At 65.1% G+C, this 25,134-nt stretch carries 29 protein-coding genes and 12 tRNA genes; 9 read left to right on the top strand and 32 right to left on the bottom strand.

Annotated elements, in window-relative coordinates:
• Positions 1-54: 54 nt before the first annotated feature.
• From AB0I14_RS03045 to AB0I14_RS03150, 22 genes are all read right to left on the bottom strand, one after another.
• Entirely contained in the window at positions 55-627 is a 573-nt protein-coding gene (locus tag AB0I14_RS03045; RefSeq protein ID WP_358015664.1) for a cytochrome b/b6 domain-containing protein, read from the bottom strand.
• Positions 624-1,571: a catalase family peroxidase gene (locus AB0I14_RS03050; RefSeq protein WP_358015667.1), complete on the bottom strand. Its 948-nt coding sequence runs from the start codon at positions 1,569-1,571 to the stop codon at positions 624-626. The genes AB0I14_RS03045 and AB0I14_RS03050 overlap by 4 nt, the downstream gene beginning before the upstream one ends.
• A gap of 346 nt (positions 1,572-1,917) precedes the next feature.
• Positions 1,918-2,397: a nitroreductase/quinone reductase family protein gene (locus AB0I14_RS03055; RefSeq protein WP_358015670.1), complete on the bottom strand. Its 480-nt coding sequence runs from the start codon at positions 2,395-2,397 to the stop codon at positions 1,918-1,920.
• 87 nt (positions 2,398-2,484) lie between these two features.
• A tRNA-Arg gene (locus AB0I14_RS03060) sits at positions 2,485-2,558 on the bottom strand.
• A gap of 11 nt (positions 2,559-2,569) precedes the next feature.
• A tRNA-Arg gene (locus tag AB0I14_RS03065) sits at positions 2,570-2,643 on the bottom strand.
• A gap of 13 nt (positions 2,644-2,656) precedes the next feature.
• Positions 2,657-2,733, bottom strand: a tRNA-His gene (locus AB0I14_RS03070).
• A gap of 2 nt (positions 2,734-2,735) precedes the next feature.
• Positions 2,736-2,823: transfer RNA gene (locus tag AB0I14_RS03075), tRNA-Ser, on the bottom strand.
• Between the two features lie 13 nt (positions 2,824-2,836).
• A tRNA-Glu gene (locus AB0I14_RS03080) sits at positions 2,837-2,907 on the bottom strand.
• Positions 2,908-2,918: 11 nt separating this feature from the next.
• Positions 2,919-2,992 (bottom strand) — tRNA-Gln (locus AB0I14_RS03085).
• A 10-nt stretch (positions 2,993-3,002) separates the two neighbouring features.
• Positions 3,003-3,076, bottom strand: a tRNA-Asn gene (locus tag AB0I14_RS03090).
• 69 nt (positions 3,077-3,145) lie between these two features.
• Positions 3,146-3,601 (bottom strand): HNH endonuclease, encoded by a 456-nt coding sequence (locus AB0I14_RS03095; protein WP_358015673.1) that lies wholly within the window; start codon positions 3,599-3,601, stop codon positions 3,146-3,148.
• Positions 3,602-3,696: 95 nt separating this feature from the next.
• Positions 3,697-3,772 (bottom strand) — tRNA-Trp (locus AB0I14_RS03100).
• Positions 3,773-3,784: 12 nt separating this feature from the next.
• Positions 3,785-3,857, bottom strand: a tRNA-Gly gene (locus AB0I14_RS03105).
• A gap of 9 nt (positions 3,858-3,866) precedes the next feature.
• A tRNA-Lys gene (locus AB0I14_RS03110) sits at positions 3,867-3,941 on the bottom strand.
• Positions 3,942-3,958: 17 nt separating this feature from the next.
• A tRNA-Lys gene (locus tag AB0I14_RS03115) sits at positions 3,959-4,031 on the bottom strand.
• Between the two features lie 66 nt (positions 4,032-4,097).
• Positions 4,098-4,182: transfer RNA gene (locus AB0I14_RS03120), tRNA-Leu, on the bottom strand.
• A 191-nt stretch (positions 4,183-4,373) separates the two neighbouring features.
• Entirely contained in the window at positions 4,374-4,646 is a 273-nt protein-coding gene (locus AB0I14_RS03125) for a hypothetical protein (RefSeq protein WP_358015676.1), read from the bottom strand.
• A 71-nt stretch (positions 4,647-4,717) separates the two neighbouring features.
• Positions 4,718-5,515, bottom strand: a complete 798-nt coding sequence (locus AB0I14_RS03130; RefSeq protein ID WP_358015679.1) for an ABC transporter permease — start codon at positions 5,513-5,515, stop codon at positions 4,718-4,720.
• Positions 5,512-6,678 (bottom strand): ABC transporter substrate-binding protein, encoded by a 1,167-nt coding sequence (locus AB0I14_RS03135; protein WP_358015682.1) that lies wholly within the window; start codon positions 6,676-6,678, stop codon positions 5,512-5,514. Before AB0I14_RS03135 ends, AB0I14_RS03130 begins: the two co-directional genes overlap by 4 nt.
• On the bottom strand, positions 6,675-7,391 hold the full coding sequence (locus AB0I14_RS03140; RefSeq protein WP_358015684.1) for an ABC transporter ATP-binding protein: 717 nt from the start codon (positions 7,389-7,391) through the stop codon (positions 6,675-6,677). The genes AB0I14_RS03135 and AB0I14_RS03140 overlap by 4 nt, the downstream gene beginning before the upstream one ends.
• Positions 7,367-8,389, bottom strand: coding sequence for an acyl-CoA dehydrogenase family protein (locus tag AB0I14_RS03145; protein WP_358015686.1), 1,023 nt, complete (start codon positions 8,387-8,389; stop codon positions 7,367-7,369). The genes AB0I14_RS03140 and AB0I14_RS03145 overlap by 25 nt, the downstream gene beginning before the upstream one ends.
• A complete protein-coding gene (locus tag AB0I14_RS03150) occupies positions 8,386-8,916 on the bottom strand; it encodes a DUF4242 domain-containing protein (RefSeq protein ID WP_358015688.1) in 531 nt (176 codons plus the stop codon). Before AB0I14_RS03150 ends, AB0I14_RS03145 begins: the two co-directional genes overlap by 4 nt.
• Before the next feature lie 96 nt (positions 8,917-9,012).
• Between AB0I14_RS03150 and AB0I14_RS03155 the strand changes: the two genes are divergently transcribed.
• Positions 9,013-9,624: a TetR/AcrR family transcriptional regulator gene (locus AB0I14_RS03155; protein ID WP_358015690.1), complete on the top strand. Its 612-nt coding sequence runs from the start codon at positions 9,013-9,015 to the stop codon at positions 9,622-9,624.
• 99 nt (positions 9,625-9,723) lie between these two features.
• On the opposite strand, the gene AB0I14_RS03160 is transcribed toward AB0I14_RS03155, so the two are convergent.
• Together AB0I14_RS03160 and AB0I14_RS03165 are read right to left on the bottom strand one after the other, a co-directional pair.
• Positions 9,724-10,452 carry a peptidase E gene (locus tag AB0I14_RS03160; protein WP_358015692.1) on the bottom strand — a complete coding sequence of 243 codons (729 nt, stop codon included), beginning with the start codon at positions 10,450-10,452 and terminating at the stop codon, positions 9,724-9,726.
• A 275-nt stretch (positions 10,453-10,727) separates the two neighbouring features.
• Positions 10,728-11,258, bottom strand: coding sequence for a hypothetical protein (locus AB0I14_RS03165; RefSeq protein ID WP_358015695.1), 531 nt, complete (start codon positions 11,256-11,258; stop codon positions 10,728-10,730).
• Positions 11,259-11,346: 88 nt separating this feature from the next.
• Between AB0I14_RS03165 and AB0I14_RS03170 the strand changes: the two genes are divergently transcribed.
• Genes AB0I14_RS03170 through AB0I14_RS03180 form a run of 3 tightly spaced genes read left to right on the top strand, consistent with a single transcriptional unit; the run spans position 11,347 to position 13,786 of the window.
• Positions 11,347-12,042 (top strand): response regulator transcription factor, encoded by a 696-nt coding sequence (locus AB0I14_RS03170; protein ID WP_358015698.1) that lies wholly within the window; start codon positions 11,347-11,349, stop codon positions 12,040-12,042.
• Positions 12,035-13,177, top strand: a complete 1,143-nt coding sequence (locus AB0I14_RS03175) for a HAMP domain-containing sensor histidine kinase (RefSeq protein WP_358015701.1) — start codon at positions 12,035-12,037, stop codon at positions 13,175-13,177. The genes AB0I14_RS03170 and AB0I14_RS03175 overlap by 8 nt, the downstream gene beginning before the upstream one ends.
• Positions 13,178-13,189: 12 nt before the next feature.
• Positions 13,190-13,786, top strand: a complete 597-nt coding sequence (locus AB0I14_RS03180) for an orotate phosphoribosyltransferase (RefSeq protein ID WP_358015704.1) — start codon at positions 13,190-13,192, stop codon at positions 13,784-13,786.
• Here the strand turns inward: AB0I14_RS03180 and AB0I14_RS03185 are convergent.
• The 3 genes from AB0I14_RS03185 to AB0I14_RS03195 all read right to left on the bottom strand — a co-directional run bounded on the left by AB0I14_RS03185 (position 13,721) and on the right by AB0I14_RS03195 (position 15,898).
• Positions 13,721-14,263: an SDR family NAD(P)-dependent oxidoreductase gene (locus AB0I14_RS03185; RefSeq protein ID WP_358015707.1), complete on the bottom strand. Its 543-nt coding sequence runs from the start codon at positions 14,261-14,263 to the stop codon at positions 13,721-13,723. The genes AB0I14_RS03180 and AB0I14_RS03185 overlap by 66 nt on opposite strands.
• Complete coding sequence (locus tag AB0I14_RS03190; protein WP_358015710.1) at positions 14,250-15,149, bottom strand: TIGR03619 family F420-dependent LLM class oxidoreductase; 900 nt, start codon at positions 15,147-15,149, stop codon at positions 14,250-14,252. Before AB0I14_RS03190 ends, AB0I14_RS03185 begins: the two co-directional genes overlap by 14 nt.
• 125 nt (positions 15,150-15,274) lie before the next feature.
• Entirely contained in the window at positions 15,275-15,898 is a 624-nt protein-coding gene (locus AB0I14_RS03195) for an NAD(P)-binding domain-containing protein (RefSeq protein ID WP_358015713.1), read from the bottom strand.
• Between the two features lie 96 nt (positions 15,899-15,994).
• Here AB0I14_RS03195 and AB0I14_RS03200 point away from each other — a divergent pair, with 96 nt between their 5' ends.
• Complete coding sequence (locus AB0I14_RS03200) at positions 15,995-16,477, top strand: MarR family transcriptional regulator (RefSeq protein ID WP_358015716.1); 483 nt, start codon at positions 15,995-15,997, stop codon at positions 16,475-16,477.
• Between the two features lie 69 nt (positions 16,478-16,546).
• On the opposite strand, the gene AB0I14_RS03205 is transcribed toward AB0I14_RS03200, so the two are convergent.
• From AB0I14_RS03205 to AB0I14_RS03215, 3 genes are all read right to left on the bottom strand, one after another.
• Positions 16,547-17,260 (bottom strand): WHG domain-containing protein, encoded by a 714-nt coding sequence (locus AB0I14_RS03205; protein ID WP_358015719.1) that lies wholly within the window; start codon positions 17,258-17,260, stop codon positions 16,547-16,549.
• Positions 17,261-17,272: 12 nt separating this feature from the next.
• Positions 17,273-17,959 (bottom strand): SDR family oxidoreductase, encoded by a 687-nt coding sequence (locus AB0I14_RS03210; protein WP_358015722.1) that lies wholly within the window; start codon positions 17,957-17,959, stop codon positions 17,273-17,275.
• Positions 17,960-18,074: 115 nt separating this feature from the next.
• Positions 18,075-18,650 (bottom strand): TetR/AcrR family transcriptional regulator, encoded by a 576-nt coding sequence (locus AB0I14_RS03215; RefSeq protein ID WP_358015725.1) that lies wholly within the window; start codon positions 18,648-18,650, stop codon positions 18,075-18,077.
• Between the two features lie 116 nt (positions 18,651-18,766).
• Between AB0I14_RS03215 and AB0I14_RS03220 the strand changes: the two genes are divergently transcribed.
• From AB0I14_RS03220 to AB0I14_RS03235, 4 genes are read left to right on the top strand one after another with little or no spacing between them, the layout of a single operon-like run.
• Positions 18,767-20,014, top strand: coding sequence for an NADH:flavin oxidoreductase/NADH oxidase family protein (locus tag AB0I14_RS03220; protein ID WP_358015727.1), 1,248 nt, complete (start codon positions 18,767-18,769; stop codon positions 20,012-20,014).
• A complete protein-coding gene (locus tag AB0I14_RS03225) occupies positions 20,011-20,865 on the top strand; it encodes an SDR family NAD(P)-dependent oxidoreductase (RefSeq protein ID WP_358015730.1) in 855 nt (284 codons plus the stop codon). Before AB0I14_RS03220 ends, AB0I14_RS03225 begins: the two co-directional genes overlap by 4 nt.
• A gap of 28 nt (positions 20,866-20,893) precedes the next feature.
• Positions 20,894-21,727, top strand: coding sequence for an alpha/beta hydrolase (locus AB0I14_RS03230; protein ID WP_358015733.1), 834 nt, complete (start codon positions 20,894-20,896; stop codon positions 21,725-21,727).
• A gap of 28 nt (positions 21,728-21,755) precedes the next feature.
• Positions 21,756-22,637 (top strand): alpha/beta hydrolase, encoded by an 882-nt coding sequence (locus AB0I14_RS03235; protein ID WP_358015736.1) that lies wholly within the window; start codon positions 21,756-21,758, stop codon positions 22,635-22,637.
• On the opposite strand, the gene AB0I14_RS03240 is transcribed toward AB0I14_RS03235, so the two are convergent.
• A complete protein-coding gene (locus AB0I14_RS03240) occupies positions 22,638-23,645 on the bottom strand; it encodes an NADP-dependent oxidoreductase (protein WP_358015739.1) in 1,008 nt (335 codons plus the stop codon).
• Positions 23,642-25,129 (bottom strand): AMP-binding protein, encoded by a 1,488-nt coding sequence (locus AB0I14_RS03245; RefSeq protein ID WP_358015742.1) that lies wholly within the window; start codon positions 25,127-25,129, stop codon positions 23,642-23,644. Before AB0I14_RS03245 ends, AB0I14_RS03240 begins: the two co-directional genes overlap by 4 nt.
• Positions 25,130-25,134 lie beyond the last annotated feature (5 nt).

Genomic DNA, 25,134 nt, shown 5'->3' on the forward strand with positions numbered 1-25,134 from the left:
GCGGAAAATAACGCTGCACCAACAGTTCTTCTCATCCGATTGATATCCACGGGCTTACGTACGCCGGCGGAGCTCAAGAGGTTCATCGCTCCCGAAAGTCATTCGGCGCAGCATGCCATCGCGCAGTGTCAGCGTATGCAAGAGCACCGCTGACACGTGTGCGGCGATCATCACGACCAGGGCGTACGCCACAAGCGAGTGGCCGTTGCGAAGCAGGCCGAACAGCTCAGCGTCCACGGGGGCGATCGGTGGCAGCCGAAGCCCGCCCAGCACCACCGGAACCCCACTCGCCGACAGCATCGCCCACCCCAGCAGCGGCTGCGCCAACAGCAGCACGTACATGCCTAGCTCGGAGCCGATGACCGCGACACGCTCGACCCGGCCGACAGTCGCGGGGAGGGCGGGGCCACGATCAGTGAGCCTGTTGATCACGCGGATCACGAAGACCACGAACACAAGTGCGCCCAGAACTTTGTGCACGCTCAGGAGCACGGCGTAGTCCGCAAGGGAGTTGGCCAGGACAAACCCGATGACCAGCGTGCTGAACACGAGCACTGCGGCCAACCAATGCAGAACGCGGGTGGTGAGGGCGTAGCGCGAGCCGGATCGTGTAACCGACGCGATCATTGCGCCACTTCCCCAACCTCGATCTGCGGGGCTTCTCCGGCAACACCGGCGCGTCGGCGAAATGACGCCGCATACACCGCCGCGCGTGCGGGCAGTAGCGGGTCCTCCGAGGGCTCGATCCCATCCGGCAACACCATGGGGTCGAAATTGACGTCGCGGGCGTTGCCGGCCGACTCCGTCGCGATGGAATCGAGCACCACGGTCCCGGTGTCGATCGTGCGTCGGTCGGCCGGCCATGCGATGGTTGCGTCGCGCACATCGTCTTCTGGTTCACCGATCGTCACAAGTAGCCGCCAGCGCACGGGCCCGGTGCGGATATCGCGAATAATGCTGTTGAACAACCAGTTCGGATTGCTCGATGATTTGTTGGGTGGCTTCACCTCCCCCATCGGGCTCAGTGACCATCGCACGGGTGTGCGCCCGCCGTCCGCGTTCACAAAGTAGAAGGCGTTGAGCCCCCGGAAGGTGCTGTCGGCGAATCCCGAGGTAAGCGGTTGCTGCTTGATCGCCGAGTTGGCGCTCGCGGTTTCGGGATGGGCGGCCAGAAAACCTGCCATGGCCGTGGGATCAGGCTTGCCGGTACCCGGCACCGGCTTGGAGGCGAGCAACCGATCGTAGAATCCCTGCACGGAATTATCCTGGAACACCGGAAGATTCAGCATCGCGGTTCGCCATTGCCCGCCACCTGGATACCCCACGGCCAGACCCAGTCCACGCGGAGCGTTGATGGTATCGGCCACCATGGGATTACCACCCGGCACAGAGAACCGTCCGACCAACGGGGTGCGGCCGGCCCGAAAAACAGCGGCCCTGGTCATTTCCGCCCCGGCACCGTTGCTCTCGAAAAACCCGCTGACTGCAACGCCTTTCGCATGATTCAGGCGATAGCCCCGATGGACCCCGGCGACCTCGTGGAACGCGTCGACGAACGCCTGCGAGGTCAACCTTCTCCGAGATCCGAACGGACCGCGGGCGTACAGCATCGCGCCCAGGTCGGCGACCAGAAAACCGCCGACGGCCGCGATACCGAGGACGACGCTGCGCCGAGTGACCACATCGCTGTGCCGTGACGTGTGAACGACCGATCTCCGAACCATGAGCGACCTACCTATGCATATTGGGCCAGTACCCGGGGGTATACGCCCAACCGGCACCGAAGGTTCACCGCGATCGATGCAGGGCCTTACATTCCCATCCGCGGCGCCCGATCCTGACTCGACCGCCCGGGTGCGATGCCCAACCCTGTCGCGAGGCGCGCCATCCCTCGCCAAACACCACGGAGCCGCTGCGTCATCCCGTCGACAGCGCAGCTGAACGCTCCACCACCTCGAAGACGGGAATGGTGCGACGAATCCTGGCTTGATACTCACCAAAGAAGGGGTGCTTTGACACCAGGACCGCGAAGACGTCATCTCGCTCTTCGGGGCCGAGTTCGCGGATTCTGGCCGGATACGATCCGCCGCCCACCTCGGCGATCACCGAGGGATTCGCGCGGACGTTGAAGATCCATGCCGGTGGGGACTCCTGCCCACCATTCGAGCCGGCAATGTAGCGACGTCCCTGATGTTCGACGTATCCCAACGGCGTGAGCCGTTGCATGCCGGTTCTGGCTCCGGTGATGGTCAGAATGAGTACCCGCATCTCCGAATCCGGGGCACCGGGGACCATGCCGCCGTTGGCTCGAAGCAGCGCGATCATTCGTTTGTTGTGGGCATCCACACCGTCGTCTGACAGGTCTCGGTACGAATCCGACGTGACCCATTCGGTCATGCAGTCACAGTACCGAAAAAACTGAAACGTGTTCTAGAAATCCTCGATGTCGGCCGATCTCCCCGACATGCGGGACATCGTCGTGCGCACCCGCGGCTGGACTCGAACCAGCAACCTCCTGCTTCGTAAACAGGCGCTCTCTCCACTTGAGCTACGCGGGCATCGTGTGCCGCACCCCCGGACGGACTCGAACCGTCAACCTTCGCCGTCGGAGGACGACGCTCTGTCCGCTTGAGCTACAGGGGCATATACATCTGAGTGGGGTGGCGGACGGGATTCGAACCCGTAACAACCAGGATCACAACCTGGAGCTCTACCGGATTGAGCTACCGCCACAGCGGAAGTGGAGGGAGTCGAACCCCCAGCCGCGGGGTCACCGCGGCGACGGCTTAGCAAGCCGGTGCATTACCGTTCTGCCACACTTCCCGGTACTACCAAGCACCCCGTGCGGGACTCGAACCGCTCCGCCGCCGTGAAAGGGCAGCAGACCAACCCATATCCGAACGGGGCCTGCACCTGCGCTGCCCGCCCAGGACTCGAACCTGAAACCTTCTGGCTCAGAACCAGACGCAGCTACCAATTGTGCTAGCGGGCAAGGAATGCGGCTCCCTCGGCTGGATTCGAACCAACGACCGTCGCCTTAACAGGGCGCAGCTCTACCGAATTGAGCTACGAGGGAATGGGGGGCGGGCGGGGCGGACGACTTCACCGATCTTGTCGTTCGCCCCGCCGGATGAAGCGCCATCGGTCAGGCCATCGCCGGCACGCGGTAGCGGTCCCGCTCGCGCGGCTCGTAGGGCTCCCAGAACAGCCGCATCCCCGCCTCTTCGGGGGTGCGATTCCCCTTGCGCCCGTTGCACGGTGCGCACGCGGCGACCAGATTCAGCCAGGTGTTCTGGCCGCCGCGCGACTCGGGCACGACGTGGTCCAGCGTGCCGCCGTATCCGCCGCAGTAGGCGCACGTGTAGCCGTCACGGTCCAGCACCCCTAGACGCGCGACCCGATGTCCAGGCCGGTAGGGCACGTGGACATACTCACGCAGCGCCACTGACACCGGGAGCTCGATGACCGTCGACGGGCTGTGTATGTGTACGGCTGGGCTGTGGCGCTCGATCACGTAGACCGAACCCCGCAGCAGCAGCCGTACCGCCTCCTGCCAGTTCACGTGGGTCAGCACGCGGTAGTCGGCGTTGTATACCGTCACGGTCTGCTGACGGTTTGTGCGTTGACGAAAGTGCCTCATGGCCGCGTGCCTCCTCTCTGGTTGTCGTCGCGGGTTGTCGTCGCGGACTGATTGGTTGGCACGGACGGAGGGACTCGAACCCCCAACCTGCGGTTTTGGAGACCGCCGCTCTTCCAGTTGAGCTACATCCGTATGTTTGTTTCGAACCGCTGACGGGACTCGAACCCGCTCTGCCAGTTTGGAAGACTGACGTGCAAACCTGTTACACCTCAGCGGCATGAAATATTGGTGCGCCGTGGGGGTTTCGATCCCCCGTCCCCAGATTAAGAGTCTGGTGCTATCCCAACTCAGCTAACGGCGCGCGTGGATGGGTGCCGGTGGGCCGCCCGGGGCTCGAACCCGGAACTCATGGGTAAAAGCCAAGAGTGATACGCAATTTCACCAACGACCCGTTCAACGATGCTCATGGCTCACGGGACGGTACGAGACCGCGGCCCACAATCCGGAGCATCGATAGTGCGCTCGGCAGGAGTTGAACCTGCATGCCCGCGTAGGGCACCCGGGTCTGAGCCGGGCGCGTCTTCCAGTTCCGCCACGAGCGCGGGTGCCACATTCTGTAATTTTCAAACATCTGACATGACAAACTATTTCGCCTGTCACGCCGTTCTTTACACGTTCATCCGTGTGCGTTGCCGCCAACAGCATGCGCTGCCGGATGCGAAATTGTCGAAAGTATTTTTCGTCGTAAACCGTTGTGCACCAACGAAATTAGGCGCGTCGAACTACAGCGACGTCAGGCGACGTCGCTGCCAGCGACAACAGTGAAGTTGAGAGATTTCTGAGATTGTTCTTCGGGCCCATGCTTCCGGCCGGGGCGCACACCCACTGATCGGGTGAAATTTTCCAGACGTGTTGACCGGAAGCACCTGGGATGCCACAAGGCATGGCGCTCGACCGACTGCCGGGCAATGCCTTCGGCGCCAACGGTGCCCGCGTACGACACACTCGCCGTGGATGCGTCGCGCATCCCGGCGAGTAGCACATAGCCGTCGCAGAACCTGGTCACGCCGTCACGGTAACACCGCATTGCGACAGGTCCCAGCGAATTTCTGGGCGGACGTGGACGCTGTGCGGGGCTCAGTTGCGACGTGCCGGGCTCAGCAGCCAGCGCGCGGTGGTGTCGAGCGCATACCCCAGCAGGCCGATGACGACGATGACCGCCACCACCTGGTCATAGGCCAACTGGTCGCGGGCATTGAGGATCTGATAGCCGAGGCCCGAGCGCACGCCGAGCATCTCGGCGGGCACGAGCACGATCCACGCGACGCCCAGCGCCAGCCGTATCCCGGTCTGCACATGGGTGCGGATCGCCGGCAGGATGACCGCGCTCAGCAGTTCCCACCGCGTGGCGTGAAACGAGCGCGCCACGTGGAGCAGCCCCGGGTCCACGGCACGCACGCCGGCCGCTGTGTTCAGCAGCACCGGCCACACTGCCGCGACGGCGATGAGGAAGATCACCGGCTGATTCCCGATGCCGAACAGCGCCAGCGCAATCGGCGTCCAGGACAGCGGTGAGATCATCCGCAGGAAGGCGATGATCGGCCCACCGGCGCGTTCGGCGACGCCGGACAGTCCGGTCAACAAACCCAGGGGTATCCCGATGACGGCGGCGACAGTCAGCCCGATCACCAGCCGCCACAAGCTGACACCGAGATCGCTCAGCAGCACACCACGTTCGATGAGTCCGGCCAGTGCCGGCACCACCCGCTGCGGTGCGGTCTGGCGCAGTAACGAATCGGGCCCGCTGAGCACAGAGGTCGCGAGCCACCACAGCGCGACAGTGACCAGAATGGCGATCGCCGGCGGCGCGAACCGCTCCCAGCGACGCGAAACACCTTCGAATACAGGAATTTTGTCGGGACTGACGACGGTCATAGCGGTTGCACCTGTTCGGTTCGGGTGAGGTCGGCAGGCAGCCCGAAAGCGCTGGGCCCGCCATGAGTGGTCAGGGAGCGGCGGACGAACCGGTCCTCGACGAGTTCGGTGTGCACCGCGGCCGGGTCCAGCCGGTCCAGGAACCGGCGATCACCATCGACGACGGTGTCGTGCATGGCCTCGGCGAGGCGTTCAGTGAAGCTCGGGTACGGGAACGGCTGGAATCCCAGACGTTGTGGCTGCCAGTCCGGATGCGCCAGCGCATAGGGCGGTTTCGGATAGGTCAGCGCCAGTGCGATCGCCGGTGTCGGCTGTGGCAGGTACTTCCCACCCGTCAGCGCGGCCGCGGCGGAGGCGCGGTCGGCATCGATGCGCAACTGTGCTCCCACCACCGCATCGGCCACGGCCTGCACGGCCTGCGGCCGGCTCTCGATGACATCCTCGCGCGTCACAAGCGCACAGCAGGCGTGATCGCGCCAGACGTCGCCGAGGAAGGTGTGGATGTGGCCGATCTTCTTGATCTGCGCCACGGCGTTGAACGGGTCGGCCACCACGTATCCGCCCAACGTACCGTTCGCCAGGGCCGGCACCATGTCCGACGGGCTCATCACGATCAGTTCCACGGTCCGGTCGGCGCGGGAAGCACTGCGCCGCAGCACCGGTCGCAGTCCGTGTGCCCGGAGTAGCTGCTGTAGCACGATGTTGTGGATCGACCACCAGAACGGGATGGCCACCTGGGTGCCGGCGAGGTCGCCCAGGTCCCGGATGTGTGGTGCGACCGTCAGTGCCGAACCGTTGGTGTGGTTCCAGCCAAGCACGCGGACCCCGGCGCCCAGCGTGTAGCGCAGCTGGACGGCCATCGGCATCAGCAGGTGCACGATGTCGACCTGCCGGGTGATGAACGCTTCGGCCAGCGCCGCCCAACTGCGGAACAGCACAGGACGCGCCGAGCTCACCACCCCGGCGGGGTACAGCCCGGCGCTGTGGGCGACCAGGAGCGGCGCCGCATCGGTGATGGGCAGATAGCCCACTCGCAGGGCACCCTCGGCGCCCGGCGGACTGCTGACCGCACTCCGCGCCAGCCCGCCGATACCGAAGATGCCACCGGCAGCGGTCAATCCGGCCGCCCCGGCCAACAGGGAGCGCCGTGTCAGCACCGTCACGGCACCTCCACCGCGGTATCGGTCCGGTATTGGTCGAGAATTTCTCTGCGCGTGGGGGTTCCGTCACTGCCGACCGTCCAGTCCGCGCGGACCCGTCCCCCGTCGAGCAGCACGATGCGTTGTGCCAACGACAGCGCTTCGTCGACATCGTGGGTGACGAGCACAACGGTGATGTCGAGTTCCCCTGCCAGTTCGCGCAGCCATCCGACCAGATCGGTACGGGTGGCCGGGTCGAGCGCGCTGAACGGTTCGTCGAGCAGCAGCAGCTGCGGCCGAGTGGCGACGGCGCGCAGGATCGCCACCCTCTGGGCCTGTCCGCCCGACAGCTCGTCGGGGTAGCGCGCGGCCAGGTGGTCCAACCCGAACCTGGTGATGAGCTTCGCGGCGTCGTTGGCGTCGAACCCGCTCCGCTGCGCGGCGAACCGGCGAGCGAAGGACACATTTCCGGTGACGGTCAGCCACGGCATCAGCAGGGGCTGTTGGAACACCACCCCGGTGCGCGGCCGGGTGCCGTCCCCGGACCAGGTCAGTGTGCCGCTGCTCAGGGCGTCCAGGCCGGCGCAGATCCGCAGCAAGGTGGACTTGCCGCTGCCACTGGGGCCCAGTACGGCCAGGAACTCACCCGTGCGGATCTGCAGATCGATATCGGCCAGTGCCACTGTCGCGCCGAAATGTCTGGCGCCGTTCGCTATTCGTAGCGCGTGAGTTCCCACCGCAGCTGTCCTTCCGAGGGTGATTGCACAGGCAGAAACGCGGTTTCCCGAAACCGCCGATTGGCGGCACTACCCAGGGTGTAGCCGGCGCCGCCGGTCAGTGAGAGCTCCAGGCGGGTGATGTCGACGGCCAGGCCCGCTGCTTCCAGCCGCAGTCGGATCAGTTGGGCCGCCGTCGCCGCGCCCGGGTCGGCGGCCCAGCGGTGCAGCCGCGCCGTGACATCCGTGGCGCGGGTGAGCGCATCGTCGATTTCGGCGCCGAACCGGGCCAGCGGGCCAGTGTGCGCCTGGGTGGCCGCGGCCAGCGCCACACGAGTGACGCCGGCGCAGAACGCCGTCTGCAACAACAGGAATGCGGGCCGGATCCCGCCGACGAAGGCACCCAGATCGCCGGCGAGCACCTGGTGTCGAGGGACCCGAACCCGGTCCAAGCGCAGCGAGGTGGACGCCGTGGCCCCCAGCGCCGTCAGCGGTGGCGCGGGGTCAACCGTCACGCCGTCGGCATCAGCGTCCACCGCAACGACCAGGGTCCGCTCACCGACGCGGACCGGCAGCACGATCAGCGCACCGGGAAACACGTTGGAGGCCCAGCGAATCGGACCGCTGATCACCAGATCCGCACCGTCGGCTGCGCCGGTGATCGGGACCTGGCCGAGGCCGGCGACCTGCTTGAGACCGGCCGCCATCGCGGTGACTCCGATCCGCTGTGCCGACGCGAGGGCGCCTATCTGCTCACCGAATTCACCCTCGGGCGCTGCGAGCAGGTACCGGATGGTCATGTGGTGCGCCCAGGTGGAGAAGCCGACGGCCAGGCTGTGAGCCGACACCTCGTCGACGACGCGGACCATCTCGGACAGCTCAAGGTCGAGCAGACCCGCCCGGCCGAGTTCGGCAAGATCGGTGCGGACATCGGTGCGCTGCTCGTCGAGATCGGCGGCACGGGCGGCAACTGTGTGCGCCACCCGTTCCAAGGCGGGGTCCGCGAGCGCCGCGGTCACGAGAGCGGCCCGTCTAAACCATGAAGACGGTCGATCGGGGTGCTGACCGCATCGCGGGCCCGGCGCACGGCGGCCTCGTCGGGAGCGTCATAGAAACACAGGCATTTGCCCATGTCCTCGCGGACGTAGGTGCGCAGAAACTGAACCTCGGGCACATCGGCGTACTTGGGCGCATTGGCCTTCTTGCGGGCCAAATAGGATTCCATGTCCAGTTCGGCGGGTAGATCCCACTCGACCAGGTAACCGGCCTGTGGGCGGGCCGCTTTCAGAGCCGACAGGTCGGCACCGACCAGCCGGACCTGATGCGGGCCCGCGACGGTGGCGACCGCCAGCTGCGCGGCGTCCAGGGTGACCGCATCGTTGACGAACTCGGCGATGGCGAAGATTCGCCTGCGCTCCGCGGTGACCTGAGCCTCGATCAGTTCACCACCGCCGCTTCCGATCTCGGCATCGAGGGTCTTGAGCAGCTGTCCCACCGCGGTCGCATCGGTGGCATCGGGAGTGAGTTCGTAGAGGTACAGAGTCACGTCAGGTAGTCCTCGGCATCGCAGGGGCGGAACAGCACCGACAGTTGCATAGACAGACAGGTCTGTCTATCGGGCTGTTCGGGTTAGGCTGACGCCATGAGCACGTCCCAAGCAGCCACCGCACCGACGGCTGCGCAGGCGACCGGCACCGTCCCCCCCGCGCAGCGATTGCTCTCCACTGCGGCCGAACTGTTCGCCAGCCAGGGCATTCGCGCCGTCGGCATCGACCAGATCCTGCGCGAGGCCGGGGTCGCGAAGGCGAGTCTCTACAGCAGCTACGGCTCCAAGGACGCCTTGGTGCTCGCCTACCTGACCGATTTGGATCACGCTGATCGCAACCGCTGGGAGCAGGCGGTCGCCGAACTCGACGATCCGGTGCGGCGAATCCTGGCGTTCTTCGATCTCGCCTCGGGCTCGGCGACCCGGCGCAACTACCGCGGATGCCTCTACGCCAACGCCGCCACCGAGTACCCGGGCGTCGAGCTTGAACCCGTACGGGCACACCGGGAGTGGCTCCGGGCCACACTGACCGCGCTGTTGGAGCAGGCCGGCGTCAACTCCCCCGCGGTCCTGGCCCGGCATATCCAGTTGCTCTACGACGGCGCGCTGTTGGGCTCCAAGCTCGAACGCTCGACCGGACCGATCACGGTGGCGCGAGCACTGACCGAGGAACTGGCCGGGCGGGGGCGCCAACCCGATGACCGATAGCACCCGTACCGATATGTGTGTTGGGCCCCCTGATGACCTTCCTTCCCGGTTCGGCGACGCCCGCAGTGGCCCGCAAGACACTCTCGGTCAGCAATGCCGCTATAGACGTGTGACATCGAGGCTGACCTCGACTGCGCTCCCGTCCGGCTTGCGGTCGACGAAATATGCTCCGCCGCTGCGATTTTCCGCTACAGCACCGGAGCACGCCGTACCACGGTAGATGACGCCTACCCCGTCGTCGGTCGCATAACCCGGCGGGATGATTCCGTCGCCGACCAATCGCTGAAACAGGGGTCGCCGCTCGGCTTCGGTGTCATAGTGCACCCCGTTGGAAAACGGCACCAGACCAAGCCCGTCGTTGACCGCACGCAAGCTCGGCCCATAGGAATCCGTGGTTCCGCCGGCATGCCAACAGATGGAACCGGCAGAAACCCCGGTCAAGACGACACCCGCCTGCCACGCTGAGGCCATTGCCTTCTCGACTTCGTGGAGACGCCACAACGCCAGCAGGGCAGCGACGCTACCTCCACACACCCACACCACGTCGCTGGCCAGCAGGTGACCGGCGATGTCCTCAACGTTGGGCATCGGAATCAGCGAGATATGCGAAGCAGCGAAACCGCGCTCCTGCGCCGCGGAGTACAGATTGAAGACCACCGCGGGATTGTCTCCCTGCGCCGTCGCGAGAAAACAGACTCGAGGCGCTCTACCAGAGACGCCGGCCAGATCGACTGCATACTCGGTCAAAGCGCTGAATTCCCAACGGATTCGTCGGCCCTCTTTGAGGCCACCACTGGTCGCCAGAATCGTCGGTTCATCGGCGGGCATCTGGCAAACCTACTCGACGTGATCCGACCTGACGCGGAATCCCAGACTCGTCCGATGGGAACCCATATGAGGATCTCCGCGGCTTCACAGGGCTGGCTATTGCCATCCGAATGGCGGGCCCTCCAAGTTCCGCCTTCTCAAATGACAATCCGCCACGCAAAATGACAACCGATATTCTGCTCCTGTCGGCTGTCATTCGCGATGGCGGTCGACACCTGCCAGAACTGCGCGTTTCCCGACGTTGTCACCGACTCGTTCCGCTCAGGTTTGGGGTCTCAGCCCGGTCGTCCGGTTCCCAATGGCCCCGGTAGCGCGGCGGTGAACAAGTTGTGGCATGCGTCCACCGCGGGCTGAAGTTCGGGAATACTGCTCGCACTGACGTCGCCGCGCATCTTCGAGGTGTCGATGAGCGGATCACGTGCGGTGGCCGGGTCAGGGAAGTCCAGCACCCCGTTGTCGCGCACGCATTGCGCGAACTTGAGTGCAGCGTCCTGCTGTGCCGGAGTGCGCTGGGCGTCCGCCGACCAAGCCGGAGGCTGGAGATTCGCACACGCACCGACCGCGTTCTGCCACGTGGCCTTCGACACGGAGATTCCTCCGTAGGGAATGTGGTCTTCTGCGTTGGGATTTGGGAAGTCCGCGACGCCGTTGGCCCGCATGCACTCGGAGTACTTCGTTGCCTGTTCCTGACCGTCAGGGTCGGCGACGGCCTGGGCGGCGATGGCCACACCGGCCGAGCCGATCAAGGCTGCCATGGCGAGAGCCGCCAGCGGTCGTCGGGTGTGTGCTGAGTTGTTGTTTGTCATGGCCACCACTCAAGGCCCTGTGGTGTTGTCAGCACGTATGCGATTTTCGATATGCCGACAATATGGGCTGGCTCGTAGCGTGGAGAGCATGCGTGTGTTGGTCGTCGAAGATGAGCCCTACATGGCGACGGCAATCCGGGACGGCTTGCGCCTGGAGGCGATCGCCGCCGACATCGCCGGCGACGGGGACACCGCGCTGGAGTTGTTGAGCATCAACACCTACGACATCGCCGTCCTCGACCGCGACATCCCCGGTCCTTCTGGCGACGAGATCGCTGAACGCATCGTCGCCTCGGGCAGCGGCACGCCGATCCTGATGTTGACCGCCGCAGACCGGCTCGATGACAAGGCCTCGGGATTCGAACTCGGTGCCGACGACTATCTGACCAAGCCGTTCGAACTGCGAGAGCTCGTGCTGCGGCTGCGAGCACTCGACCGCAGGCGGGCCCAGTGCAGGCCGCCCGTGCGGGAGATCGCGAGCCTGCAGCTGGATCCGTTCCGCCGCGAGGTTTACCGCGACGGTCGCTATGTCGCCCTCACCCGCAAACAATTCGCGGTGCTCGAGGTTCTCGTCGCGGCCGAAGGGGGGGTCGTCAGTGCCGAAGAACTCCTGGAGCGGGCGTGGGACGAGAACGCCGACCCGTTCACCAACGCCGTGCGCATCACGGTTTCGGCGCTGCGCAAACGCCTAGGCGAACCGTGGATCATCGCGACCGTGCCTGGTGTCGGCTACCGAATCGACACCGCAGACGGCCCCGGACACGAGGAACGAAACGATGGATAGAGCACCGGGATTGAGCCTTCGACTCAAACTCACCCTCAGCTACGCCGGGTTTCTGATGCTTGCCGGCGCCCTGCTGCTCGCCGCCGTGTGGGTGTTCCTCCTGCGGTACGTGCCAGACCGGATGATGATCATCCCGGGGAGCACTGACATCGACTTCCCCAATGATGTCTTTCCCATTCGGTCCAGGCTCCTGCACGTTTTCGCTCCCAGAGCGGCCGCCGTGATGACGTTCCTGCTCGTGTTCGGTCTCGTGGGCGGGTGGCTGCTGGCCGGCCGGATGCTCGCGCCCCTCACTCGCATCACGGCTGCCACCCGCATGGCCTCGAAAGGATCCCTGTCGCATCGAATCCGGCTGCCGGGCCGTAGCGATGAGATCCGAGAACTCGCCGACGCCTTCGACACGATGCTCGAACGTCTCGAAGCACACGTCGCCGAACAACAGAGATTCGCCGCCAACGCCTCCCATGAACTGCGCACCCCGCTGGCGATCACGCAGACGCTGCTCGATGTGGCCCGCAGGGATCGCAACACCGACACCGGGGAACTGATCGAACGGCTCCACGCCGTCAACGCCAGGGCGATCGACCTCACCGAAGCACTGCTCATACTCAGCCGTGCCGATCAACGGCCCTTCACGCAAGAACACGTCGATCTGTCCCTCATTGCCGAGGAAGCCTCGGAAACACTGCTGCCGCTGGCAGAACGACACGGCATCACCCTCGAGACGTCCGGCGACGTGGCCCCCACCACCGGCTCAGCCGCGCTCCTGCGGCAGCTGACCACGAATCTGGTGCACAACGGGATCGTCCATAACCTGCCCGAGCACGGAACCGTGTGGGTCACGGCCAGCGTTCACTCCGACGGTGTGGTGCTCACCATCGAAAACACCGGCGAAATGCTCACCGCCCAAATGGTTTCCACCCTGGTCGAGCCGTTTCAACGCGGTAGCGAACGCGTCCGCACCCATCACGACGGTGTCGGCCTCGGCCTGGCGATCGTCAACAGCATCACCCGCGCGCACGATGGAATCCTCACCCTCACACCCCGCCCCTCCGGCGGGCTGTGCGTCACAGTGCAACTACCTGCCCCAGCAGTTGGACAATGCCGCGGCCGCGGGCAGCCGCGGTCACCGTAAACGCCACCCGCAATGCTCGCCGACCCGTCCTTGCCGATTCTCCGCGGTTGTCGGTGCACGATGAACAGCATGGACCGTGAACTGCTCGCCGTCGATGTGAACCGCGCCTGCCGCCTGCAGGGGCAGTTTCGGCTTCGATCAGGCGAAATCTCTCACGATTACTTCGACAAGTACTTGTTCGAGTCAGACCCTCAATTGCTACGACGCGTGTGCGAGGCCATGGTTCCGCTCATTCCTGCCGACACTGACCTGCTCGGCGGCCTGGAACTCGGCGGCGTTCCACTGGCCACCGTCTTGAGCCAGCTGACGGGCATACCAACACTATTCGTACGGAAGGCCGCCAAGACCTACGGCACCTGCAGACTTGCCGAAGGTGCCGACATCACCGGAAGAACGATCACTCTCATAGAGGACGTGATCACCACCGGCGGTGCCGTCCGGGACGCAGCTCAGGCCCTACGCAGCGGACAGGGCAGTGTCTCGACCGTCATCTGCGCGATCAACCGAAGTGCTGATCCCACCACGGTCCTACGCGATGTCGCACTAACCGTTCGAGCAGTCTTGACGAAAGCCGACCTCGACACTGCGCGACCGAGCGCCTCGCGATAACTGAGTACAGACAGCCTTGCTCGCCGCGTACACGCTCCAGGAAGGAAAGCCCTTGACCGAAGCGATTGACCCTGTCATGAAGATCGAGCCACCGTCGTTGAACAGTGGCAGTGCCTTTTGCACCGTGAAGAGAGTGCCGCGCGCGTTGAGCCCGAACGTGGCGTCGAAGTGCTGCTCGGTGACCTCGCCGAGCGTGCGCGCCTCACCCATCCCGGCACTTGTCCACAACACGTCGATGGCGCCCTTTTCTCGCTTGACCGCGTGGAACAAGCGGTCAAGATCGTCCAGTTTGGCCGAATCGCCCTGCACGCCGGTGATATTCCGGCCGATCAGCTTGACGGCGTCGTCCAGAGCATCCTGCCGCCGACCCGAGATGAAGACGTGAGCGCCTTCGTCAACGAACAACTTGGCACCGGCCAGCGCCATACCGCTTGACCCACCGGTGATCACCGCTACCTTGCCGTCAAGCTTTCCCACGATCACTCCATCGATCGATTACCTGGCCGGCGAAGTCGAGCATCTGGTCAAGGCTGGGGAACATGGCGAAGGCATCGATGATCGCCTCATCAGCACCGGACCCGGCTAAGCGCTCGAGCCTGCCGACAACCGACTCAACGGACGTGCCCGGTTCGAGGTTGATCCGCATCGCAGTCTTCAGTGCGTCGGGATCGCGGCCGGCGTCCTGCGCCGCACGGCGCGCTGTCGACCACAGGCGGTCGGTGACCTCGGCCTGCAACCCCTCGACTCCGAGCCAGCCGGTGCCGCTGCGGCCGACCCGGCGCATCGCAGCCTCACTGGCACCGCCGATCCAGATGGGCGGACCGCCCGCCTGGACCGGCCGCAGGTCGGCATGGACCGGCGGCAGGGAGAAGAACTCGCTCTCCCAGGACACCGGGGTGGTCGTCCACCACTTGCGCAGGAACGCCAGCAGGTCATCGAGCATCCAGCCGCGCCGGCGCCAGTCCGCGCTGCGGGCGATGTCGTGTTCGTCCTTCATCCACCCGATTCCCACGCCAACATCAAGGCGGCCGTCGCTGAGCACGTCCAACGTGGTCAGCAGCCGGGCCAGGTGAACCGGCTCGTAGTAGAACGTGCTGAGCGTGCTGGCGTTGAGCCGCACCCGGCTGGTCGCCGCCGCGGCGACGGTCCACAGCAGCACCGGATCGAGGTAACGAGTCATCTGCGGCGGGTACGGCTGCTCATTACCCGGATAGGTGCTGTGCATGTCGACAGGCGTCACCAGGCGATCGCCGACCCACAGCGTGTCGTAGCCAAGGTCCTCGAGTCCGCGGCAGAACGCGCTCAGACCATCGGCGCTGCTGACAGCAGGCCCGACTATGGGGATTGCGTAACCAAGCTTCATCGCGGGATTCCTTTCCGACAGACCTTCGTCCGCCGACACTGATACCTTTTGGGTGATCCATCAACCATTATTTGGGTGCACGTCGCCACTGTTCGCTTCCCCGCTTCGACCGGCATGGGTGCGACTCAGGCGGCAGAGTTGGCGCCGAGGGCAAAGTCGAAGCTCCCCACCCCGTGGCGAGCGAGGCCCATCACGACCAGGCCCGTTCCTTCCAGCCAGTGCGCCATGTTCAAGCCGCCGACGTCCAACGGGCGCAGTCGGAGGCTCTCGATGAACGCCGCCACGTCGGCCTTGGCGCGCGCGTCATCGCCGGCGATGAAGACATCGAGCGAGCGGCCCTGGGACAGGACGACACCGAAAACGGTGTTGAATGCCTTCACCACGCTGGCGCTGGCCGGCGCCGCCTTGGCAACTTCCTGCGCGATCGAGGTGTCATCGGGGATGGCGAGCCCATCGGCGGTGGCATTGAAGGGGTTGCTGATGTCGACGATGACCTTGCCCGCGAGGCTGTCTCCGTACTGGGCGACGACCGGAACGACATTGGCGTACAACAAGGCCACGATGACGATGTCCCCGGTAGGGACGGCGCCGAACTCTCCCGTCGTGGCGCGGTCGCCGAGGGCTTTCGCCAGGTCAGCGGCCTTGGCCGGATCGCGGCCGATGACCTCGACAGTGTTGCCTCCCGCTACCGCGAGCGCGCCGATGCTACGGGCCATGTTCCCGGTGCCGATGATGCTGATGCTGCTCATGAGGTGTCCCGTCCTGACTTACCATCGAAAAGGTTGACTCCTCCACCTTAAGTCGGGTTGGTTGATGCGTCAACCAATTGAGGAGCGTGGAGGCTGATGGAACCGAAGTGGCTGAACCCTCGTGAAGACCGCGCCTGGCGGGCCTTCATGCACGCGCACCATCAGCTCGTTGCGCACCTGAACCGAGGCCTGCAGGAATCAGGCCTGTCCGGGGCCGACTACGAAGTCCTGGCGGTGCTCTCGGGGCACGACAGGGACTGCATGCCCGCCCACGAGCTGTGCAACACACTGGACTGGGAGAAAAGCCGCGTCTCCCACCAGGTGCGGCGCATGCAGAAAGACGGGCTGATCAGCCGCGAGCCCAACCCCGACGACGCCCGCAGCACCATGGTCCGCCTGCTGCCGGCCGGCCGCGTTGCCATCGAGAATGCGGCGCCCAAGCACGTGGCGGACGTCCGCCGGAACTTCATCGACCTGCTCACCCCGGCTGAGCTCGAAATGCTCGCCGCCCTCAACGAGCGAATCCTGCGCCACCTGGCAGAAGACGACGACTCCCCTGCCGACCACGAGCCCTCATAGCCTTCATGGGGCGGCCCAGTGGCTCAGCGCGTCGATGGGATCCTGACGGCGACGATGGCCGCTCGGTGTTCAGGCGGCGGGAGTTGCTGCGATAGCCGCAGTGTTGGAGGCATTGGCCAACTGCGGGTCGTCACCTAACCCGATGGCGATGTTGGCCATCATCGGGGCGAATACCTGGCGCACGGGATCGTCAAAGTGCGACACATGGCCGCCGAGTTCGAGTGTGACGAAACCATGTACAGCGCTCCATAATTGAGCTGCAATGACCGCGGGGTCCCCATCGGGTCGGACCCGGCCGCTGGCCAGCAGGCGGGCACATCCCTGGACCAGATGGGTGTAGACCTTCTCAAAATTGTCGGCACGGCCGCGATCGTTTGAGGTGGCGGGCCGGTAGCTGCCGCGATTGGACAGACCGAACATCAGGTCATAGAGGTGGGGATTGGCCTGGGCGAACCCGCGTGCTTCCAATGCGATCGCGAACAGTGAGGTGACTGGATCGTCGCTGGCCGGTGCGTGCAAGAAGGCGTCGCCGAGATCGTTGAAGCCCTTGTCGACGATGGCTTGGACGAGTTCCGGTAGCCCGCCGAGGTGGTGGTACACCGCCATTGTGGAGAGCCCAGCGGCTTCGGCGACGGTGCGGGCCTTGATCGCGGTGGGACCTTCGGCTGCCAGCAACGTGATCGCAGCCGAGACGAGTTGCGCGACAGCTTGTTCGCGGTCAAGCCGCGTCGCTGCCTCCTTGTCGGCCTTCGGTTTGGCAGCGGTTTTGGCGGGTCTGGGCATCGCAGCCAAACCTCACCGGTCACCGAGGGGCGTGCTCAGCTGTGCCCGCACCTGGCGGGTGAAGTCGTCGGCGAGGACCTCGTCGGCACCGGATTCGATGCCGTCGAGAACCTGGCGGACCACGTCACGCGGTGTGGACTTGGGGCTGTCCGAGAAGGAGGCCATGTCGGTATCGACCAGACCCACGTAGACACCCACCACCTGGACCCCGCGTGGTGCTAGTTCCAGGCGCATGGAGTCGGTGGCGTTCCACAGTGCCGCCTTGGACACCCCGTAGCTGGCACCGACGGGCAGCCAGGCCAATACCGACGCAACGTTGACGATCGCGCCTGAACGTTCGGCGATCCGATCGGCGAACGTCGAGGCCATCGCCAGCGGCCCGAACAGATTGGTTTCCAGTTCCTCACGCAGTTTGGTGGTGTCGGGATCGAGGACGGAGGCACCGCGCGCGATGCCGGCGTTGTTGATGAGCACGCTGACATCGCCGGCGAGTTCCACTGCTGCAGCGATCGATGCGGCGTCGGTCACGTCGAGTCGTAGCGAGGCAACTCGTGGATCGTTGACGTCGATCGTGCGTGGATCACGTGCTGCGGCATAGACTTTCGCGGCACCACGACTGAGCAGCTGTGTGACGTATTCGCGGCCCATGCCGCGGTTGGCTCCCGTGACGAGTACCGCCTGACCGGTGAGGGCCGTCATGTAAATCCTCCTGAAGTTGGTACCAGCGGTCGTCTCGACCACCATACTATAACGAAGTTATAGTATGGTGGTTACGCGCCATCGCCATCCGCACCCACGCGGCATGCCAGAGGCTTCAGCCTTCGAGGAGCACCTGCGCGTTGGCGATGCCGGCGGCGAGGATTTCGTCGGACAGACTCGGGTCGGAGACCGCACGTGCGAGTTGCAGGGTCGCAACGAGGACGGTGAACAAGCCGAGCGCGCGCGTGCGCGCGGCGGCCGGACTCTGCGGCGAAAGGTGCATTGCAACGACATCGACGATGGCTTGCACGCCGTGGGTGTACGCATCACGGACCACGTCGCCGCGGCGGCTGATCTCGTCGAGCAACGCAGCGCTCGGGCAGCCATCGGCCGGGTGGTCACGGTGGTCCGCCGAGAGGTAGTCGCGGACGAATTGTTCCAGCGCGGCCCGGCCTTCGGGCAGTGACGCCAGGACCGCCTCCTGGGCACCCAACTGGTCGGCGACCACGGTGGCGACCAGATCGTCCTTGGACCCGAAGTGCGCATAGAACGCACCGTTGGTCAGGCCTGCATCGCTCATGAGCACGGCCACACCCGACCCGTCGATGCCGTCTTTCTTCAGCCGCTGACCTGCCGTTTCGATGATCCGTTGCCGGGTCTGAGTCTTGTGCTCTGCGTGATACCTGGCCACCGCCGGCCCCCTCTCGTCGACACTTCACGGTCCTGCTTGCACATCATAGCCGATTGCCTTACGGTCATAATAGTATGGTCATAAGCCAATGAATTTCCAGTGAGGACACGCCACCGATGACTTCTCCGCACGACCCCCTGCCGCTGCCCTGCGGGCAGGTACTCCCCAACCGCCTGATGAAGGCCGCGATGAGCGAGGCGCTTGCCGGGCCGGCGCATTCGCCCAACGCCCGCCTCGAACGGCTCTACCGCACGTGGAGCGAGGGCGGGTACGGGCTGCTCATCACCGGCAACGTGATGGTCGACCGCAACCAGTTGGGGGAACCCGGCAACGTGGTGATCGAGGATGACCGCGACCTCGACGCACTCACCTCGTGGTCGAAGTCTGCTCACGACGCCGGCGTTCCCATCTGGGTCCAGCTCAATCACCCGGGTCGTCAGTCCAACCCGCTTGCCCTGGGCCATGTTCCGGTGGCCCCAAGTGCCGTGCCGCTGAATCTGCCGGGTTCTCCGACCCCCCGCGAGCTGACCGCGACAGAGATCGAGGACATCATCGAACGCTTCGTGACGGCCGCAGCGGTGTGCGAGACCGCCGGGTTCGACGGCGTCCAGGTGCACGGCGCCCATGGCTATCTCGTGACGCAGTTCCTCTCGCCGTTGACCAATTTGCGCAACGACCAGTGGGGCGGCGACCCCCAACGCCGGATGCGGTTCCTGCTGGAGATCGTCCGCGGAATTCGCAAGCGGGTATCTCCGGGCTTCGCCGTGAGCGTCAAACTGAACTCAGCGGACTTCCAGCGCGGCGGATTCAGCGAGGACGAGTCACGCGAAGTGGTCGCTGTCCTCGCCGGTGAAGGTCTGGACCTGATCGAGATCAGCGGCGGCAACTATGAGTCTCCGGCGATGTCGGGCTCGGCCGCGTCGAGCACCCGCGAGCGTGAAGCCTACTTCCTTGAGTACGCCCGCACGGTGCGCAACGTGGCAGGTGATGTGCCAATCGCCGTCACAGGCGGATTCCGTTCGCGCCCAGCCATTGACGAAGCACTGCGCGCCGGAGACTGCGACGTCGTCGGACTCGCCCGTCCGACGGTGACGACCCCTGATGCCGCGGCCGCGCTCCTCTCCGAACGCGTTGCGGCACTGCCGACACGGGAGCTGCAGTACGGGATGCGCAGCGTGCTGGGACGATTCGTCGACGTCAAGGCTCTGGACAGTGTGCTCAACATCAGTTGGAACACCGATCAGTTGCACCGACTGGGCGCCGGTCTCGCACCTGACGTCGATCGTGGCCGGTTGGCCACGACGGTTGCGATGCTGCGGCGCAACGGCGCTGACTCCTTCCGCCCCAAGCGCGGCATCCGATGACGCATGTGCCTTACGACCTGCGTGACAAGGTCGTGCTGATCACCGGCGGAACCCGAGGCATCGGTGGCGCGACCGCCCGGGAGCTCCTCGGGCGTGGCGCCAAGGTGGCCATCGTGGACATCGATCCCGCGACACCGCAGCTCGCCGCAGAGCTGGCTCCGCACTCGGCCCTCGGCGTGGTCGCCGATGTGTGCGACCGCGCGGCAATGGACCTCGCGGTCGCCGCAACCGTCGAACGCTTCGGCAGGCTCGACGTCGCGATCGCCAACGCCGGCGTCCTCTCGCCTGCTGCGACTGTGCGCACGACGCCGATATCGTCAATCGAGTCCTTGTTTGCGGTCAACGTCTTCGGCGTCATCAACACCGTCCAGGCGGCCATGGAACAGGTCAGGGCCAACCGAGGCCAGTTCATTCTCATCAGTTCGGTGTTCGCCTACCTCAACGGAATGGGCACGGCTCCGTACGCGATGAGCAAAGCGGCCGTCGAGCAACTCGGTCGTGCGCTGCGCGTCGAACTCGCGACGCACGGCGTCTCGACGACGATCGCCTACTTCTCGTTGATCGAGACCGACATGATCAAGCGGGGTATCGACGGTGACCAGGTGGTCGACGAGATATTGACAGCCCTCCCGCGGCCCCTGCTCAAACGCCTTCAGCCCGGCTCTGCCGCAAAGGCACTCGCCGATGGCCTAACCCGACGCGCGCCCCGTGTGACAGCACCGGCCAGGTGGATACCTCTCTCGGCACTGCGAGGCCTCCTGGCCCCGGCACTGGACCCCCGGTTGGCCCGCAATCGCCGGATCGTGGCCGCTCTGTCCACACTCGACGCGCGTACCCACACCGCGTCCTGATTCACCACCTCGAAAGGCCCGACACAACATGATTACCTGGAAAGACGCTCCGAATCGCACGATCGACGTCAACGGCGTCACGTTCACCTACCGCGAATTGGGCACCGGTTCTGGTGTTCCCGTGGTGTTCCTGCATCACCTGACGGCAGTCCTCGATGACTGGGACCCACGCGTCATCGACGGCATCGCCGCTCACCACCGCGTCATCGCCTTCGACAACCGCGGTGTCGGCGCCACCAGCGGGTCGGTGCCATCGACCATCGATCAGATGGGCACCGACGCAATCGCCTTCATCCGTGCCATGGGCCTGGAAAAGGTTGACCTCTTCGGTTTTTCACTCGGTGGCGGCGTGGCACAAATGGTTGCGCTGCAGGCACCGCAACTGGTGCGCCGCATGATCCTGGCCGGTACCGGACCACGCGGCGGCGGCGGTATCGACAAGATGGCCACCATCGTCGGCGGCGCCTACCTCAAATCCGCGCTCACGCTGAGCGATCCCCGCAACTTCCTGTTCTTTCCGCGTACGCCCGAGGGCAAACGTGCCGCATCCGACTACCTCGCGCGCCTGAAGGAACGTACGGGGAACCGTGACAAGAAGATTTCGATCCGGGCCGCCGTCGCCCAGATCAAGGCGATCCGGCACGCCGGAAAGAGCCGGCCCGACGACCTTTCGGTCATCGCCCAACCCGTCTTCGTCGCCAACGGCGACCACGACCTGATGGTCAACAGCAGCCACTCCGCCGACATGGCGCGGCGACTTCCCAACGCGCAGTTGAAGATCTACCCCCACTCAGGCCACGGCGGCGTGTTCCAGCACCACCGGACATTCGTGCCTGAAGCCCTGCAGTTCCTGGCCAACTAACCGCTTTCAGACAGTGATGGAGAACAACATGTCCGCAAACCACAGCCAGTCGGGCGCACCGATCACGTCCTATGCGCACGCGCCGCAGCGCACCGTCACCGCGGGCGGAGTCACCTACGCCTACCGCGAGTTGGGCCCCACCGGCGGAGTGCCGGTCATCCTTTTCGTGCACCTTGCCGCCACGCTGGACAACTGGGATCCTCGCGTCGTCGATCCGATCGCTGCGCGCCGCCACGTCATTGCCTTCGACAACCGCGGCGTCGGAGCTTCCAGCGGGAAGGTTCCCGGCACGGTCGATGCGATGGCCGAGGATGCCTACGCGTTCATCACCGCACTCGGATTCGACACCGTCGACATCCTGTCCTTCTCCCTCGGTGGAATGGTGGCCCAGGCGTTGGTGATCAAGCACCCCGAACTCGTGCGCAAGCTCATTCTCACGGGGACCGGCCCGAAAGGCGGGACGGGTATCGACAAGGTCGCCGGCACCACGTATTACGACATGGTGCGCGCCACACTGGCCCGCAAAGATCCCAAGGTGTTTCTCTTCTTCAATCGTGACGACACCGGCAAACGCGCCGCAGACGCCTTCATCGCGCGGCTTGCGGAACGAACCGAGGAGCGCGACGCGCCGATCACGTTGAGGGCCTTCCAAACCCAGCTCAAGGCGATCAAACGCTGGGGACGATCCGCGGCCGCCGACCTGTCTGGAGTGAACCAGCCGACGCTGATCGTCAACGGCGACCACGATCGCATGGTCCCCTCGATCCTCTCGGAGGACCTGCATCGACGAATCCGCGGTTCTGAACTGATCATCTATCCCAACTCCGGCCACGGCGGGATATTCCAGTACCACAAGGAGTTCGCCAACGCCGCAATTCAATTCCTGGGTGATTGCCCCCGGGCAGATTGACTATTCACCAGTCACCGCCACGACGACTTTGCCAGTGGCGCGGCCGTTTTCGACGTAGGCCAAGGCTTCGAGCGTAGAATCGAAGGGCAGTACCCGGTCGATGACGGGCCGGATGACCCCGGCGTCCACCAGAGCGCCGAGCTCACGCAGCTGGTCGCCGTTGGCGGTCATGAACAGGAACGAGTAGTTCACCGAGCGTCGTTTGGCCTTGCGCCGCACCGAGAAACTCAGTGCGCGCATACCTTGGACCAACAGCCAGTTCGCCCCGAATTCGCGGGCGAAGGTGGGTTCGGGTGGTCCTGCGACCGAGATGACCATGCCGCCGGGTTTTACCACCTGAAACGACTTCTCCAGGGTCTGCCCGCCCTGGGTGTCCAGTACGACGTCGTAGTCGCGCAGCTCGGCGGCGAAATCCTGTGTTTTGTAATCGATTACGATGTCGGCACCCAGCTCCTTCACCCATTTGACGTTCTTGGTGCTCGTCGTGGTCGCGACGGTGGCTCCCAGGTGTTTGGCCAATTGGATGGCGATGGTACCCAGGCCGCCCGAGCCGGCATGGATGAGCACCTTCTGTCCCGGCCGCACATGCGCCTTGTCGACCAGCGCCTGCCAAGCGGTCAGACTGACCAGTGGCAGCGCGGCGGCTTCGTTCATTCCGACAGTGTCGGGTTTGCGCGCGACGTCGTTCTCGTTGACAGCCAGGTATTCGGCGAAAGTGCCGATGCGGTCCTGGCTGGGTTTGGCATAGACCGCGTCGCCGGGGGCGAATCGCATCACTCGTGGCCCGGTTTTGACCACGATACCGGCCAGGTCATTGCCGAGAACGATAGGAAGTTTGTACGGCAGGAGGGGTTTGAGTTCACCGTTCCTGATCTTGAGATCCAGTGGATTGACGCTGGTGGCGTGGATCTGTACCAGCACGTCGTCGTCGCGCAGGTCGGGAACGGCCCGCTCGACCGCTTCAACGTTGTCCTTCTTGCCGTAGCGGGTGAGTGCGAAAGCTTTCATCGTGTGGCCTTCTCGGTGATCGGGGTCGTCGGTGCAACGCGCGCTGCGCGCAAGGGGATCTTGTCGGGTTTGCCGACATGGTTTTTGGGAATGGCATCCAGGACCAGGATTTCGGTTGGGCGTTTATAGCCGGCGAGGCCGAGTGCGCACCGGGCCCATAGGGCGTTGATGTCGACGGTGGCGCCGGGGCGCGGTGCGACATAAGCGACGACCACCTCGCCCCATTTCTCGTCAGGTGCCCCGATGACCGCCGCTTCGAGAACGTTGGGGTCGCTGGACAGGACGTCCTCGATCTCGCGGGGGTAGACGTTCTCGCCGCCGCGGATGATCATGTCTTTGGAGCGGCCGGCCAGCGTCAGGTAGCCCTCGGTGTCGAGGTGACCGATGTCGCCGGTGTGCAACCAACCGTCGATGACGGCGGCCGCAGTGTCCTCGGGGCGGCCCAGGTAGCCGCGCATGACGTTGGGGCCGGCGATGATGACCTCGCCGTCGTCGCCCGTGGGAACGTCGCGGCCGTTGGCGTCGACGATCCGAATCCGTTGACCCGGGAACGGCTTGCCCACCGTTCCGGCGCGACGGGGGCCGTCGATCGGGTTGATGGTCGAAGCGCAGGTGCCTTCCGACAGTCCGTAACCCTCGACGATGGGGATCCCGTAGCGAGTTTCGAAGCGGCTCAACAGTTCCGCTGGTGCCGGAGCTGCGCCGCAGATCGCGAAACGCAACGACGACGTGTCGGGGGTGACATCGTCCGGGAGGGCAGCGAGCATGGTGTAGATGGTGGGCACCGCACTGAAATAGGTGGGTCGCTCGCGCTCCATGACCTCGAAGAAGGTGTGGGGAGCAAAGCGGTCAACGATGACGACACTGGCGTCGGCCAGCAGTGGCGTGATCACACTGACGACAATGCCGTTGACGTGAAACAGCGGCAGGATCAGCAGGCAGCGGTCGGTGGGCCCGATCTGCAGGGCCTGGCGGCCCATCTGTGCCATCGCGTCCAGGTTGGCGTGGTCGAGCATGACGCCCTTGGGCGTGCCGGTGGTGCCGCTGGTGTAGATCAGCAGCGCCAGCGCGGAGGCGTCGGTGTGGGGTTCGTGGTCTGTTCCGACTGGTTCAGTAGCCAACTCGGCAACCCCTAGTGTGGGCACCTCGGTGGTGACGGTGATGTCGTCGTCGATCACCAGCAGTCGTGCCCCAGAGTCGGCGAGTTGGCGATTGACCTCATCGCCGGTGAGGCTCGGGTTGACCGGAGTGACGGCGGCGCCCAACCGCCAGGCTGCGAACAGCAGCGCCACGAACTCGACGCGGTTGCGCAGGGCGACGGCGACCACGTCGCCGACGCCGATCCCCAAACCGCGCAGTTGTTGTGCCGCAGCCTGAACGCGGTCGCGTAACTGTGCGTTGGTCAGAGCGAGGCGGGCGTCCGCGACGGCGGGCCCGTGCGGATCGTCCTCGGCCCGGCGGTCGGGCAGTGTGGGCAGCGTCATGGCAC

Source organism: Mycobacterium sp. NPDC050441 (assembly GCF_040655355.1).
Taxonomy (GTDB): domain Bacteria; phylum Actinomycetota; class Actinomycetes; order Mycobacteriales; family Mycobacteriaceae; genus Mycobacterium.

Bases quoted from the DNA above. Each gene is read 5' to 3' on its own strand.
- AB0I14_RS03045 (WP_358015664.1), bottom strand. From the start codon at position 627: ATGATCGCGTCGGTTACACGATCCGGCTCGCGCTACGCCCTCACCACC.
- AB0I14_RS03055 (WP_358015670.1), bottom strand. From the start codon at position 2,397: ATGACCGAATGGGTCACGTCGGATTCGTACCGAGACCTGTCAGACGAC.
- AB0I14_RS03130 (WP_358015679.1), bottom strand. From the start codon at position 5,515: ATGACCGTCGTCAGTCCCGACAAAATTCCTGTATTCGAAGGTGTTTCG.
- AB0I14_RS03155 (WP_358015690.1), top strand. From the start codon at position 9,013: ATGAGCACGTCCCAAGCAGCCACCGCACCGACGGCTGCGCAGGCGACC.
- AB0I14_RS03160 (WP_358015692.1), bottom strand. From the start codon at position 10,452: ATGCCCGCCGATGAACCGACGATTCTGGCGACCAGTGGTGGCCTCAAA.
- AB0I14_RS03165 (WP_358015695.1), bottom strand. From the start codon at position 11,258: ATGACAAACAACAACTCAGCACACACCCGACGACCGCTGGCGGCTCTC.
- AB0I14_RS03170 (WP_358015698.1), top strand. From the start codon at position 11,347: ATGCGTGTGTTGGTCGTCGAAGATGAGCCCTACATGGCGACGGCAATC.
- AB0I14_RS03175 (WP_358015701.1), top strand. From the start codon at position 12,035: ATGGATAGAGCACCGGGATTGAGCCTTCGACTCAAACTCACCCTCAGC.
- AB0I14_RS03180 (WP_358015704.1), top strand. From the start codon at position 13,190: ATGCTCGCCGACCCGTCCTTGCCGATTCTCCGCGGTTGTCGGTGCACG.
- AB0I14_RS03190 (WP_358015710.1), bottom strand. From the start codon at position 15,149: ATGAAGCTTGGTTACGCAATCCCCATAGTCGGGCCTGCTGTCAGCAGC.
- AB0I14_RS03195 (WP_358015713.1), bottom strand. From the start codon at position 15,898: ATGAGCAGCATCAGCATCATCGGCACCGGGAACATGGCCCGTAGCATC.
- AB0I14_RS03200 (WP_358015716.1), top strand. From the start codon at position 15,995: ATGGAACCGAAGTGGCTGAACCCTCGTGAAGACCGCGCCTGGCGGGCC.
- AB0I14_RS03205 (WP_358015719.1), bottom strand. From the start codon at position 17,260: ATGCCCAGACCCGCCAAAACCGCTGCCAAACCGAAGGCCGACAAGGAG.
- AB0I14_RS03210 (WP_358015722.1), bottom strand. From the start codon at position 17,959: ATGACGGCCCTCACCGGTCAGGCGGTACTCGTCACGGGAGCCAACCGC.
- AB0I14_RS03220 (WP_358015727.1), top strand. From the start codon at position 18,767: ATGACTTCTCCGCACGACCCCCTGCCGCTGCCCTGCGGGCAGGTACTC.
- AB0I14_RS03225 (WP_358015730.1), top strand. From the start codon at position 20,011: ATGACGCATGTGCCTTACGACCTGCGTGACAAGGTCGTGCTGATCACC.
- AB0I14_RS03230 (WP_358015733.1), top strand. From the start codon at position 20,894: ATGATTACCTGGAAAGACGCTCCGAATCGCACGATCGACGTCAACGGC.
- AB0I14_RS03235 (WP_358015736.1), top strand. From the start codon at position 21,756: ATGTCCGCAAACCACAGCCAGTCGGGCGCACCGATCACGTCCTATGCG.
- AB0I14_RS03240 (WP_358015739.1), bottom strand. From the start codon at position 23,645: ATGAAAGCTTTCGCACTCACCCGCTACGGCAAGAAGGACAACGTTGAA.
- AB0I14_RS03245 (WP_358015742.1), bottom strand. From the start codon at position 25,129: ATGACGCTGCCCACACTGCCCGACCGCCGGGCCGAGGACGATCCGCAC.